Source organism: Streptomyces aurantiacus (genome assembly GCF_027107535.1).
GTDB lineage: Bacteria > Actinomycetota > Actinomycetes > Streptomycetales > Streptomycetaceae > Streptomyces.
The window spans coordinates 9,270,223-9,284,440 of the sequence record NZ_CP114283.1; the positions used below are offsets into that span (position 1 = coordinate 9,270,223).

The 14,218-nt window shown below is 65.6% G+C and carries 7 protein-coding genes and 3 rRNA genes; 7 read left to right on the forward strand and 3 right to left on the reverse strand.

Translation table 11 applies throughout. The features are described from left to right. The first annotated feature begins 29 nt into the window (after window positions 1–29). The 7 genes from O1Q96_RS42940 to O1Q96_RS42970 all read left to right on the forward strand — a co-directional run bounded on the left by O1Q96_RS42940 (window position 30) and on the right by O1Q96_RS42970 (window position 8,868). Window positions 30–872 carry a DUF8175 domain-containg protein gene (locus O1Q96_RS42940; RefSeq protein WP_269253252.1) on the forward strand — a complete coding sequence of 281 codons (843 nt, stop codon included), beginning with the start codon at window positions 30–32 and terminating at the stop codon, window positions 870–872. Continuing rightward, complete coding sequence (locus tag O1Q96_RS42945; protein ID WP_269253253.1) at window positions 862–2,184, forward strand: hypothetical protein; 1,323 nt, start codon at window positions 862–864, stop codon at window positions 2,182–2,184. The genes O1Q96_RS42940 and O1Q96_RS42945 overlap by 11 nt, the downstream gene beginning before the upstream one ends. Continuing rightward, window positions 2,181–3,749: an SCO6880 family protein gene (locus O1Q96_RS42950; protein WP_269253254.1), complete on the forward strand. Its 1,569-nt coding sequence runs from the start codon at window positions 2,181–2,183 to the stop codon at window positions 3,747–3,749. The genes O1Q96_RS42945 and O1Q96_RS42950 overlap by 4 nt, the downstream gene beginning before the upstream one ends. A gap of 6 nt (window positions 3,750–3,755) precedes the next feature. Beyond that, entirely contained in the window at window positions 3,756–5,180 is a 1,425-nt protein-coding gene (locus O1Q96_RS42955; RefSeq protein WP_269253255.1) for an ATP-binding protein, read from the forward strand. Window positions 5,181–5,194: 14 nt separating this feature from the next. Beyond that, window positions 5,195–6,763, forward strand: coding sequence for a type IV secretory system conjugative DNA transfer family protein (locus O1Q96_RS42960; RefSeq protein WP_269253256.1), 1,569 nt, complete (start codon window positions 5,195–5,197; stop codon window positions 6,761–6,763). A 144-nt stretch (window positions 6,764–6,907) separates the two neighbouring features. Beyond that, on the forward strand, window positions 6,908–8,200 hold the full coding sequence (locus tag O1Q96_RS42965) for a sensor histidine kinase (protein WP_269253257.1): 1,293 nt from the start codon (window positions 6,908–6,910) through the stop codon (window positions 8,198–8,200). Then, entirely contained in the window at window positions 8,197–8,868 is a 672-nt protein-coding gene (locus O1Q96_RS42970; RefSeq protein WP_269253258.1) for a response regulator, read from the forward strand. Before O1Q96_RS42965 ends, O1Q96_RS42970 begins: the two co-directional genes overlap by 4 nt. 76 nt (window positions 8,869–8,944) lie before the next feature. Here the strand turns inward: O1Q96_RS42970 and rrf are convergent. The 3 genes from rrf to O1Q96_RS42985 form a co-directional block, all read right to left on the reverse strand. Then, a 5S ribosomal RNA gene (gene rrf, locus O1Q96_RS42975) occupies window positions 8,945–9,061 on the reverse strand. 100 nt (window positions 9,062–9,161) lie between these two features. Continuing rightward, window positions 9,162–12,285: ribosomal RNA gene (locus O1Q96_RS42980) — 23S ribosomal RNA — on the reverse strand. Window positions 12,286–12,600: 315 nt separating this feature from the next. Next, window positions 12,601–14,128 (reverse strand): 16S ribosomal RNA (locus tag O1Q96_RS42985). The 16S, 23S and 5S rRNA genes sit together here, the layout of an rRNA operon. Window positions 14,129–14,218 lie beyond the last annotated feature (90 nt).

Below are 14,218 nucleotides of genomic sequence, written 5' to 3' on the forward strand. Positions count from 1 at the left end.
CAGCAAGAGGTTGAGGGGGCGTACGCGGCATGAGTCTCGGCGACGAGCACGGAGCACGCGGCGAGGACGGCGGGTACGGAGGTACCGGCCAGACGCGCACGCGGCTGCCCGACAGTGCCGGTGACGTCTACGGCGGGGCACGACGCGGCGGCCGTTCGTCGTCACGCAGCCTCGTGACGGTCGTGGGCGTCGTCGTGCTCCTGATCGCGGCGATCGCCTTCGCGAACCGTGGCGGCGACGATTCCGGTTCCGGCGCGGCCGCGGACGGCGACAAGGCGGAGAGCGCGCCCACGGCCGCCTCCGGCAACCAGCCGGTGAAGACGAAGGCGGGCGGAATCCCCTCGGGGTTCGCGCACGACCGGCAGGGGGCGGAGTCCGCCGCCGCGAACTACGCGGTGGTGCTGGTCTCGGCGGACATCCTCAAGCCCGCACGACGCGGCGAGATCGTCCAGCAGGTGTTCGCCGCCGACAAGGTCTCCGAACTGGAGAACAGACTCGACAAGACCTACGACAAGGCCTTCCTGGAGAAGATCGGCCTGGACGAGAACGGCACCGCGCCGACCGGCAGCACGTACGTCTCCCGCACGATGCCGGTCGGCACCAAGGTCACGAGCTACTCCGACAGCACGACCACCGTCCAGGTCTGGTGCGCGGGCGTCTTCGGGATGGCGGCGGAGAACTCGACCGACCCGGTCACCAGCGACTGGTTCACCATGACCCTCCAGATGCGCTGGGCCGACGACGACTGGAAGATCGACACCTTCACCCAGAAGGACGGTCCCGCGCCGGTCAACGGCGACAACAAGGTCTCGACATCCGAAGAGATCTCGAAGGCCGTCGAGGAGTACGGAGGGTTCACGTATGCCCGGTAGCCCACACCGCGTGCGCACGGTCGCGGCGGCCCTCGCAGCCGTACAGACCACCGCCGTTCTTCTCGCCACCCGTGCCGCCGCGGCCCCGACGCCCACGCCCACGCCGTCCAACGACAACTGCGGCCTCCTCTCGGGCGAGGCCAAGCGGATCTGCGAGAACGACACCGGCGACAGCACGGGACCCGGCACCGCCCCCGGCGTGAGCGACACCCTCGACCCCCTCGCCTCCCTCGCCAAGGGCTGCGCCAAAGCCGCCTCCTGGACCATCGACAAGCTCAGCGACGCCGTCCAGAACACCGCGACCGTCGACTTCACCAACAGCACGTTCCTCCAGCAGTACGCGGTGGTCTTCGCCGCGTCGACGATCCTCACCCTCCTCCTGTGGCTGCTCGCCGTAGCCAAGCGGGCCGTGCGGGGCGTCCCCCTCAGCACGGCCATCGGAGAGGCGATCGGCTTCCTCTGGCTGACCGTCCTGGCCTCGGCCTTCACCCCGCTCATCCTCTACACCGTCGTATCGGCGACCGACGGCGTCGCGGAGGTCCTCGCCAAGACGACCGGCAACCAGACGGACACCTTCTTCGGCAACTTCTCCGGCGCCCTGAACAAGGGCACCGACATCGGCGGCGGCCCGATCATGCTGATCGTGGTGTCCCTCGTGTCGATCCTCGCGGCGGGCGTGCTGTGGCTGGAGCTGGTCATCCGCGCCGCGCTCCTCTACGTCGGCGCGCTGCTCGGCACGGTCGTCTACGCCGGCCTGGTCGACAAGAACCTCTGGGGCCACGTCCGCCGCTGGGCGGGCATCATGATCGCCGTCATCCTCGTGAAACCGGTCATCGTGATCGTGCTCGGCCTGGCCGGAGCCCTGTCCGCCGAGGACGGGCCCGACGCGTTCTCCGCCGTCGTCTCCGGCCTCGCCATCATCCTGCTCGCCATCTTCGCGAGCGCGATGATCTACCGCTTCGTACCGGGCTTCGGCGACGAGATCGCCGGCTCCCGCAACAACCGCATCATGCAGGGCGCCGAAGGCAAGGCCGCGGCCGTCATCAGCTCCCCCGCCACCCTCGTCGCCCAGGGCATCAAGACCCACAGCACCCGCGCCGACAACAACGGCGGAGGCGGCGGCAACAGCGGCGCCCGCCCCTCGAACCCGGCCTCCGGCGGCGTCGCCGCCCACAGCTCACGCGGCTCGTCCGGCGGCGGCGGATCCGTCCCCTCCGCCGCACCCCCGCCCCGCAGCAGCCCGGTCAACACCCCCCACGCCGCCAACACACGCAACAGCAGCAACAACCGCACGGGAGGTGAAGGGCGTTGACGACCGACTCACATGTGGCCCATGCGTCCCATCCGGTCACGCCCCGCCGTACGTATCTGATCGGCCGCGCCCGGCCGAACGCGATCGTCGGCCGGAACCGCGAGTCCGGCGAGATCACACTGATCATCGCGGGCGCGTTCCTCGGCATGATGTGCGGCCTGCTCGTCCCCGTGCTGTCACTGCGCATCGTCCTGCTCATGGGCTTCCCGCTCATCGCGCTGGCCGCCGTGTACGTGCCGTACAAGCGGCGGACCTTCTACAAGTGGTTCGAGATCAACCGCAGTTACAAGCGCAGCCTGCGCGCGGGCACCGCCTACCGCAGCGACGTCATGGAGTCCGGCACCCGCATCGACGGCCGCGAGGTCGAGGTCGGCCCGCCCCCGGGCATCGGACGCATCACCTGGCTCGCGGCCCCCTTCGGCCCGGACGAGATCGCCGTCCTCCTGCACGCCGACCGCAAGACCGTCACCGCCGCGATCGAGATCGAGGGCCCGGGCGTCGGCCTGCGCGACAGCGAGGACCAGGAGGCCCTCGTCGACCGCTTCGGCACCCTCCTCAAGCACGTCGCGAACGGCGACGGCTTCGTCACCCGCCTCCAGATCCTCGCCCGCACACTCCCCGCCGACCCGGACGCCCACGCCAAGGACGTCGCCGTACGCGGCGACGAGCGGTCCCCCGGCTGGCTCCAGCAGTCGTACGACCAGCTCCAGTCCATGGTGTCGACGAGCAGCGAACAGCACCGCGCCTACCTCGTCGCCTGCATGCACTACTCCCGCGAACTGGCCGCGGAGGCCCAGGCGATGGCCCGCGCCGCCCGCCCCAAGGGCGGCAAGAAGCTCGACAAGGACGCCGGGCTCGCCGTCGTCATGGCCCGCGAGCTCACCGACATCTGCTCACGGCTCCAGGAGGCCGACATCCGGGTACGCCAGCCCCTCGGCCAGGGCAGGCTCTCCTCCCTCGTGCATTCGATGTACGACCCGGACCACCCCATCGACCACATCCAGGCGATGACGAAGCGCAACGCCTGGCCGGCCGAACTGGACGCCATGGAGCCGACCTACCTCCAGGCGAAGACCCGCGAGTCCTCCACCCGCGCCCCCTGGTGCCACGCCACGGCCTGGGTGAAGGAATGGCCGATGACCCCGGTCGGCGTCAACTTCCTCGCGCCGCTGCTCGTCCACACCCCGGACGTGATCCGCACGGTCTCCGTCACCATGGACCTCGAACCCACCGAGGTCGCCATCGAGCGGATGCTGACCGAGAAGACCAACGACGAGGCCGAGGCCAGCCGCCAGGCCAAGATGAACCGGACCGTCGACCCCCGCGACGTCGCCTCGCACAACCGCATGGACCAGCGCGGCGAGGACCTCGCGAGCGGCGCCGCCGGCGTCAACCTCGTCGGCTACATCACCGTCTCCTCCCGCAACCCCGAGGCGCTCGCCCGCGACAAGCGGACCATCCGCGCCTCGGCCGGCAAGTCGTATCTGAAGCTGGAGTGGTGCGACCGCGAACACCACCGGGCCTTCGTCAACACGCTCCCGTTCGCGACCGGTATCCGGAGGTAGGACTTCATGCGGGATCCGCTGACCGTCCTCACGGAAGCCTTCACGTCCTTCCTCTTCGGCAAGGTCGAGACGACCCGGCCCCCGGTGCGCACGTCCACCGGCCAGGCCCAGGCCGTCTACCTGCCGACCGCCGCCCCCGGCCTCGGCGACTCCGGCGTCATCATCGGCCGCGAGGTCTACTCCGGGAAGGGCTACATCTACGACCCCTTCCAGCTGTACGGACAGCAGCTCCCGGCGCCGCACTGGCTGGTCCTCGGCGAGTCCGGCAACGGCAAGTCGGCGCTGGAGAAGACGTACGTCCTGCGCCAGTTGAGGTTCCGCGACCGCCAGGTCGTCGTGCTCGACGCACAGGGCGAGGACGGGGACGGCGAATGGAACCTCATCGCCCGTGAGCTGGGTATAACCCCCATCCGGCTCGACCCGACCGCCGCCCTGGACATGGGAATCCGGCTCAACCCGCTCGACCCGGCGATCACCACGACCGGCCAGCTCGCGCTGCTCCGGACGATCATCGAGGTCGCGCTGGGCCACGGCCTGGACGAGCGCTCGGGCTTCGCCCTGAAGGTCGCGCACGCGTACGTCAACGAGTCGATCGTCGACCGCCAGCCCGTCCTGACGGACATCGTCGAGCAACTCCGCCACCCCGAGCCGGAGTCGGCCGAGGCGATGAACGTCGCCATAGACGACGTACGGGCCTGGGGCCTGGACGTCGCCCTGGTCATCGACCGGCTGGTCGACGGTGACCTGCGGGGCATGTTCGACGGCCCGACGACGGTCGGCATCGACCTCGACGCCCCGCTCATCGTCTTCGACCTGTCCCACATCGACCGCAACTCCATCGCCATGCCCATCCTCATGGCGATCGTCGGCGTGTGGCTGGAGCACACCTGGATCCGCCCCGACCGGAAGAAGCGCATCTTCCTGGTCGAGGAGGCCTGGCACATCATCAACAGCCCCTTCGTCGCCCAGCTCTTCCAGCGCCTGCTGAAGTTCGGACGACGGCTCGGCCTGTCGTTCGTGGCGGTGGTCCACCACCTGTCGGACGTCGTGGACGGGGCCGCCGCGAAGGAAGCCGCGGCGATCCTGAAGATGGCCTCGACGAGGACGATCTACGCCCAGAAGGCGGACGAGGCCAGATCGACGGGCCGGGTGCTCGGCCTGCCCCGGTGGGCCGTCGAGATCATCCCCTCCCTCACGCCGGGCATCGCCGTGTGGGACGTCAACGGCAACGTCCAGGTGGTCAAGCACCTGATCACCGAGACGGAACGGCCACTCGTCTTCACCGACCGCGCCATGACGGAGTCGTCGGTCGACCACCTCGCGGACGACGCCCTGCGCGCCGCCGAACTGGAGGCCGAGGAGCGGGCGGCGGCGTTCATGGAGCAACACCTGAGCGACCTCGACGACTCGTCCGAGTCCACGGTGGCGTAGAGGAGCGGCCCGAGATGAGACCGGACGATCGCGACCGCCACCGCGGCGGCGAAGGGGGCATCCCCGACGGGCTGTTGCTCGGCCTCCTGGCCTTCGTCCTCGGCATGAGCGTCATGGTGTGGACGGCGACCGGCCTCGCCGGCCTCTTCGCCCACGGCTCCTGGCCCGCCGAGGTCACCTTCCGCCGTACGCCCCTGGCCATGCGGCACCTCGTCGAGACCCCCCACGACATCCCGGGGGCCTGGCCGGACACACCGGCGGCTCAGCTGTCGGGGTACGGGCTCTTCTGGGGCCTGTTCATCGGCCAGGTGATGGTGCTGGTCGTCCTCACGGTGTTCGTGCTGGGGACGGTGGCGAGATGGAAGGCGGGCAGGACCAGACGCAGAACGCGGGCCGCGACTGCGTCAGTCTCCACGGCGCCCGAACCCACGCCCGAGCCGGAACCGGAGCCGAAGGCGGCACCGCGCCCCGGAAACGGGCCACGCGAGACCGCCCCGCACCCCGCGACGGAACGCGTACCGGTGGCCGACCCCGTACCGGCGACGGAGTCCGCCCCACCCATGGAGTCCGCCCCTTCCGTGGCCGCCGCCGACCGGATGGGCCCCTGGGAAGGCATCCACGCGGAGAGCACGGCCCTGACGGTGCCCACCCCGCGGGGCCCGGTCGTCCTGGGCCCACCGGAGACCCGCCACCCCCTCGCCGTCCAGGCGATCCGGGACGCGGACGGCGCCGCCCTCGTCATCACCTCCAACCCCGCACTCTGGTCGGAAACGAAGGACGCCCGCGCCAAGCTGGGCCCCGTCCTCCTCTACGACCCCTCCCACCTCTGCGACACCCCGGCCCGCCTCCACTGGTCCCCGTCCGCCGGCTGCGAGACCAAGGACACCGCCAGGGCCCGGGCCGCGGCCCTCCTCGCCCCGGTCCGCCCCACCGCCAGGATCGACCAGGCGGTGGCCGACACCGCGGAGACCCTGCTGCGCAGCTACCTCCACGCCGCCGCCGTGGACGGCCGCACCATCCGCCACGTCCACCGCTGGGCCCAGGGCACCCAGGTCCAGGAAGCCGTACGCATCCTCCGTACGAACCCCAAGGCTGCCTCCGGCTCCGCGGGCGAACTCGAAGCCGCCCTCACCTCGCACCCCGAACGCCGGGACATCGCACAGGAGTTGACGGCCCGAGCGCTCTCCGCCCTCTTCACGGTCAACGTCCGGGAAGCCTGCACCGCGAACCGAACCGACACCCTCACCCTGGATTCCTTCGTCGACGAAGGGGGCACGCTGTATGTGGTCGGTGAACCCATCGAGGACCCGAGGTCGAATCCCGGCGCCATGCCCCTCCTGACGGCCCTCGCCTCAAGCGTGGTCGAGCGCGGCCGGCGCATGGCCGAACGGTCATCCTCCGGTCGCCTCGACCCACCACTCACCCTCGTCCTGGACGACGTCGCCGCGGTGGCCCCGCTGCCCCAGCTCCCGGACCTCCTGGCGGCGTCCAGGGACGCGGACCGCGGCCTCCCCACCCTGGCCCTGCTCCGCTCCCGCGAACAGGCCCGTTCCCGCTGGCCCCACCACGACCTCCCGGCGTGACTCCCGGCCAGGACCACTTGCCATGGCACGCGGGCGTCCCGTGGTACCGGAGTACTACGGACCTCACCTCCTATACCTCCGTCGTCCGACGCCCCGCCCCTCCCCCCGGCGGAGTATCAGGAACATGACTACGGGGATGGGCCTGTGACCCGCGAAGCATCCGGCGAGGCAACCGCCGGGGCAACACGCGAGCAGGACTGGCAGGGCGACTGGACGCCGAACGGGCAGCCTCTCACTCGCCAGTTCCACCGCGTCTGGCAGCGGGCACGCGCCTTCGACCGCCGCAGCCCGCTGCTGTGGGACGCCCTGCTCACCGGCTTCTACGTGATCGCCTGCGCCATCGACGTCTCCAGCGGCGGCTGGCGGCACGTCACCGAGAACCCCGGCACAGCGACCTGGCTCCTCTGGACGATGTCCCTGGGCTTCTCTGTCCCACTGCTGTGGCGCCGCGATCGCCCTTTCGCGGTACTCCTGGTGACGTTCCCGGTCGCCGTCGTCAACGCCTGGTCCGGTGCCCTCCTCCAGGCCTCGATGATCCTGCTCGTCGTCCTCTTCAACATCGCCCTGCGCACCCGCCTGCGCACCCTCCTGTGGTCGTACGCCCTGACGGTGGTCCCGTTGTTGGTGACCGGCGCCCGCTATCCCGCGGAGCAGGGCCTCGACCAGAACGTCGTCCCCACCGCGATGAGCCTCGCCCTGTCGGCGATGGGCGGCATCGCCGTCCGCACCCGCCAGGAGTACCTGGCCTCGCTCGTGGACCGCGCCCGCCGGCTCGAGGTGGAACGCGACCAGCAGGCCCAGCTCGCCGCCGCCGCCGAACGCGCCCGTATCGCCCGCGAGATGCACGACATCATCGGCCACAACCTCTCGGTCATCACGAGCCTCGCGGACGGCGGTTCGTACGCCGCCGCCAAGAACCCGGCGAGCGCGGCCCAGGCCCTCACCGCCATCGGCACCACCAGCCGTCAGGCCCTCACCGAGCTCCGCCGCCTCCTCGACGTCCTACGGGAGGAGGCCTCCGCGGCGGCGGAGCTCGCACCCCAGCCGTCCCTCACGGACCTCGACCAACTCGTCAACGGCGTACGGGCGGCGGGCCTCCCCGTCCTGACGAAGATCGCCGGCCCCGCCCACTCCGTCCCCGCCGGCACACAGCTCACGGTCTACCGAGTCATCCAGGAAGCGCTCACGAACACCCTCAAACACGGCGGCCCTGGGGCCACTTCGGAGGTCTCCGTGTCGTACAAGGGAGGGGGCGCCGTCACGGTCACGGTCACCGACACCGGTCGCGGAGGCCCGCCCCCGGCCGGCGCACCGGGCCGCGGCCTCACCGGCATGCACGAGCGAACAGCCTTGTACGACGGGACACTTGAAGCAGGCCCGCTGCCCGACCGCGGCTGGCGGGTCCATCTGCACGTACCGGAGGAAGCCACCTCGTGACCACCGTCCTCATCACCGACGACCAACCGCTCCAGCGCCTCGGCTTCCGCATGCTCCTGGAGAGCCAGGACGACATGACGGTCGTGGGCGAGGCGTCCAACGGCATTGAGGCGGTCCGCATGACGGCGGAACTCCACCCGGACGTCGCTCTGATGGATGTCCGCATGCCCGGCCTCGACGGCATCGAGGCGACCCGCCGCATCGTCACCACGGGCCATCGGACCCGCGTCCTCATCCTCACGACCTTCGACCTGGACGAGTACGCGTACGCCGGCCTGCGGGCAGGAGCTTCCGGCTTCCTCATCAAGGACGCGCAGCCCGAGGAACTCCTCTCCGGTATCCGCTCGGTCGCCACAGGGGACGCGGTCGTGGCCCCGGCCCTGACCCGCCGCCTCCTGGACGCCTACGCCGAGCACCTCCCCACGCCGACCTCGGACACCGCCCCCGCTGCCATGGACCCCCGTCTCACCGCCCTGACGGACCGCGAACGCGAGATCCTGACCGTCGTGGGAAAGGGCTGGACGAACCTGGAGATCTCCGCACGCCTGCATCTCGCGGAGTCGACGGTGAAGACCCACATCGGCCGCATCCTCGCGAAGACCGGCTCCCGGGACCGGATCCAGGCAGTGATCCTGGCGTACGACACGAATCTGGTCCAGCCGTCCTGAAAGGAACCCGAACTGAAAGTCCCCCTAAACGCAAAATAGCCCCCGCACCGGAGTGCGGGGGCTATCAGCAATATACGTTCGGCGGCGTCCTACTCTCCCACAGGGTCCCCCCTGCAGTACCATCGGCGCTGTAAGGCTTAGCTTCCGGGTTCGGAATGTAACCGGGCGTTTCCCTCACGCTATGACCACCGAAACACTATGAAACACTCAAACTGCGGCACCATACCCCGTGGCCAAACAAGGGTATGGGATTGTTCGTGGTTTCAGAACCAACACAGTGGACGCGAGCAACTGAGGACAAGCCCTCGGCCTATTAGTACCAGTCAGCTTCACCCCTTACAGGGCTTCCACATCTGGCCTATCAACCCAGTCGTCTACTGGGAGCCTTAACCAATCTAGTTGGTGGGAATACTCATCTCGAAGCAGGCTTCCCGCTTAGATGCTTTCAGCGGTTATCCCTCCCGAACGTAGCCAACCAGCCATGCCCTTGGCAGGACAACTGGCACACCAGAGGTTCGTCCGTCCCGGTCCTCTCGTACTAGGGACAGCCCTTCTCAATATTCCTACGCGCACAGCGGATAGGGACCGAACTGTCTCACGACGTTCTAAACCCAGCTCGCGTACCGCTTTAATGGGCGAACAGCCCAACCCTTGGGACCGACTCCAGCCCCAGGATGCGACGAGCCGACATCGAGGTGCCAAACCATCCCGTCGATATGGACTCTTGGGGAAGATCAGCCTGTTATCCCCGGGGTACCTTTTATCCGTTGAGCGACGGCGCTTCCACAAGCCACCGCCGGATCACTAGTCCCGACTTTCGTCCCTGCTCGACCCGTCGGTCTCACAGTCAAGCTCCCTTGTGCACTTACACTCAACACCTGATTGCCAACCAGGCTGAGGGAACCTTTGGGCGCCTCCGTTACTCTTTAGGAGGCAACCGCCCCAGTTAAACTACCCATCAGACACTGTCCCTGATCCGGATCACGGACCCAGGTTAGACATCCAGCACGACCAGACTGGTATTTCAACGACGACTCCACCATGGCTGGCGCCATGACTTCAAAGTCTCCCAGCTATCCTACACAAGCCGAACCGAACACCAATATCAAACTGTAGTAAAGGTCCCGGGGTCTTTCCGTCCTGCTGCGCGAAACGAGCATCTTTACTCGTAGTGCAATTTCACCGGGCCTATGGTTGAGACAGTCGAGAAGTCGTTACGCCATTCGTGCAGGTCGGAACTTACCCGACAAGGAATTTCGCTACCTTAGGATGGTTATAGTTACCACCGCCGTTTACTGGCGCTTAAGTTCTCAGCTTCGCCAAACCGAAGTTTGACTAACCGGTCCCCTTAACGTTCCAGCACCGGGCAGGCGTCAGTCCGTATACATCGCCTTACGGCTTCGCACGGACCTGTGTTTTTAGTAAACAGTCGCTTCTCGCTGGTCTCTGCGGCCACCCCCAGCTCAAGCAGCAAGTGCTATCACCAGTGATGGCCCCCCTTCTCCCGAAGTTACGGGGGCATTTTGCCGAGTTCCTTAACCATAGTTCACCCGAACGCCTCGGTATTCTCTACCTGACCACCTGAGTCGGTTTAGGGTACGGGCCGCCATGAAACTCGCTAGAGGCTTTTCTCGACAGCATAGGATCATCCACTTCACCACAATCGGCTCGGCATCAGGTCTCACCCTTGATGTGCGACGGATTTACCTATCACACGGGCTACACCCTTACCCCGGGACAACCACCGCCCGGGATGGACTACCTTCCTGCGTCACCCCATCACTCACCTACTGCAGGTCTGGTCCGTCGGCTCCACCACTTTCCTTTCCCCGAAGGGTCCGGAACGGCTTCACGGACTTAGCATCGCCTGGTTCAATGTTTGACGCTTCACAGCGGGTACCGGAATATCAACCGGTTATCCATCGACTACGCCTGTCGGCCTCGCCTTAGGTCCCGACTTACCCTGGGCAGATCAGCTTGACCCAGGAACCCTTAGTCAATCGGCGCACACGTTTCTCACGTGTGTATCGCTACTCATGCCTGCATTCTCACTCGTGAACCGTCCACCACTGCCTTCCGGCGCGGCTTCACCCGGCACACGACGCTCCCCTACCCATCCCAGCGGGCGTTGGCCCTATATGCTGAAATGACACGACTTCGGCGGTACGCTTGAGCCCCGCTACATTGTCGGCGCGGAATCACTAGACCAGTGAGCTATTACGCACTCTTTCAAGGGTGGCTGCTTCTAAGCCAACCTCCTGGTTGTCTGTGCGACTCCACATCCTTTCCCACTTAGCGTACGCTTAGGGGCCTTAGTCGATGCTCTGGGCTGTTTCCCTCTCGACCATGGAGCTTATCCCCCACAGTCTCACTGCCGCGCTCTCACTTACCGGCATTCGGAGTTTGGCTAAGGTCAGTAACCCGGTAGGGCCCATCGCCTATCCAGTGCTCTACCTCCGGCAAGAAACACACGACGCTGCACCTAAATGCATTTCGGGGAGAACCAGCTATCACGGAGTTTGATTGGCCTTTCACCCCTAACCACAGGTCATCCCCCAGGTTTTCAACCCTGGTGGGTTCGGTCCTCCACGACCTCTTACAGCCGCTTCAACCTGCCCATGGCTAGATCACTCCGCTTCGGGTCTTGAGCGCGCTACTGAATCGCCCTATTCGGACTCGCTTTCGCTACGGCTTCCCCACACGGGTTAACCTCGCAACACACCGCAAACTCGCAGGCTCATTCTTCAAAAGGCACGCAGTCACGACCCACAGAGTAAACTCTGTGAGCGACGCTCCCACGGCTTGTAGGCACACGGTTTCAGGTACTATTTCACTCCGCTCCCGCGGTACTTTTCACCATTCCCTCACGGTACTATCCGCTATCGGTCACCAGGGAATATTTAGGCTTAGCGGGTGGTCCCGCCAGATTCACACGGGATTTCTCGGGCCCCGTGCTACTTGGGTGTCTCTCAAACGAGCCGTTGATGTTTCGACTACGGGGGTCTTACCCTCTACGCCGGACCTTTCGCATGTCCTTCGCCTACACCAACGGTTTCTGACTCGTCTCACAGCCGGCAGACTGTGAAAGAGAGATCCCACAACCCCGCATGCGCAACCCCTGCCGGGTCTCACACACATACGGTTTGGCCTCATCCGGTTTCGCTCGCCACTACTCCCGGAATCACGGTTGTTTTCTCTTCCTGCGGGTACTGAGATGTTTCACTTCCCCGCGTTCCCTCCACACACCCTATGTGTTCAGATGTGGGTGACAGCCCATGACGACTGCCGGGTTTCCCCATTCGGAAACCCCCGGATCAAAGCCTGGTTGACGGCTCCCCGGGGACTATCGTGGCCTCCCACGTCCTTCATCGGTTCCTGGTACCAAGGCATCCACCGTGTGCCCTTAAAAACTTGGCCACAGATGCTCGCGTCCACTGTGCAGTTCTCAAACAACGACCAACCACCCATCACCCCGCCTTCACAGGCGAGTGCACTGGGGCCGGCACTGAAGGCAGCCATACGGCCATACCCTCAGACACCCAACAGCGTGCCCGACCAGATCCCGTCCGGAGATCATGCTTTCCACACTCTTGCGAGCAGTACTTGCAGCCTCCGACCCGTGACATCCGGCCGAATAATCAACGTTCCACCCATGAGCAACCACCGTCGAACGTGTGCCGACGTAATGGCCCTGGACCACCAAGCAAGCTTGGCGGCCTAGATGCTCCTTAGAAAGGAGGTGATCCAGCCGCACCTTCCGGTACGGCTACCTTGTTACGACTTCGTCCCAATCGCCAGTCCCACCTTCGACAGCTCCCTCCCCACAAGGGGGTTGGGCCACCGGCTTCGGGTGTTACCGACTTTCGTGACGTGACGGGCGGTGTGTACAAGGCCCGGGAACGTATTCACCGCAGCAATGCTGATCTGCGATTACTAGCAACTCCGACTTCATGGGGTCGAGTTGCAGACCCCAATCCGAACTGAGACAGGCTTTTTGAGATTCGCTCCACCTTGCGGTATCGCAGCTCATTGTACCTGCCATTGTAGCACGTGTGCAGCCCAAGACATAAGGGGCATGATGACTTGACGTCGTCCCCACCTTCCTCCGAGTTGACCCCGGCAGTCTCCTGTGAGTCCCCATCACCCCGAAGGGCATGCTGGCAACACAGAACAAGGGTTGCGCTCGTTGCGGGACTTAACCCAACATCTCACGACACGAGCTGACGACAGCCATGCACCACCTGTCACCCGACCACAAGGGGGGCACCATCTCTGATGCTTTCCGGGCGATGTCAAGCCTTGGTAAGGTTCTTCGCGTTGCGTCGAATTAAGCCACATGCTCCGCTGCTTGTGCGGGCCCCCGTCAATTCCTTTGAGTTTTAGCCTTGCGGCCGTACTCCCCAGGCGGGGAACTTAATGCGTTAGCTGCGGCACCGACGACGTGGAATGTCGCCAACACCTAGTTCCCACCGTTTACGGCGTGGACTACCAGGGTATCTAATCCTGTTCGCTCCCCACGCTTTCGCTCCTCAGCGTCAGTAATGGCCCAGAGATCCGCCTTCGCCACCGGTGTTCCTCCTGATATCTGCGCATTTCACCGCTACACCAGGAATTCCGATCTCCCCTACCACACTCTAGTCTGCCCGTATCGAATGCAGACCCGGGGTTAAGCCCCGGGCTTTCACATCCGACGCGACAGACCGCCTACGAGCTCTTTACGCCCAATAATTCCGGACAACGCTTGCGCCCTACGTATTACCGCGGCTGCTGGCACGTAGTTAGCCGGCGCTTCTTCTGCAGGTACCGTCACTTTCGCTTCTTCCCTGCTGAAAGAGGTTTACAACCCGAAGGCCGTCATCCCTCACGCGGCGTCGCTGCATCAGGCTTTCGCCCATTGTGCAATATTCCCCACTGCTGCCTCCCGTAGGAGTCTGGGCCGTGTCTCAGTCCCAGTGTGGCCGGTCGCCCTCTCAGGCCGGCTACCCGTCGTCGCCTTGGTGAGCCACTACCTCACCAACAAGCTGATAGGCCGCGGGCTCATCCTTCACCGCCGGAGCTTTCAACCCCCACCCATGCGAGTGGAAGTATCATCCGGTATTAGACCCCGTTTCCAGGGCTTGTCCCAGAGTGAAGGGCAGATTGCCCACGTGTTACTCACCCGTTCGCCACTAATCCCCACCGAAGTGGTTCATCGTTCGACTTGCATGTGTTAAGCACGCCGCCAGCGTTCGTCCTGAGCCAGGATCAAACTCTCCGTGAATGTATTCCCGTAATCGGGAGAACACCACGAGAGCGGAACAGTCAACCGGAATAAGGAAGACTGTTCACAGCGTCCTCGCTGATGCGCCTA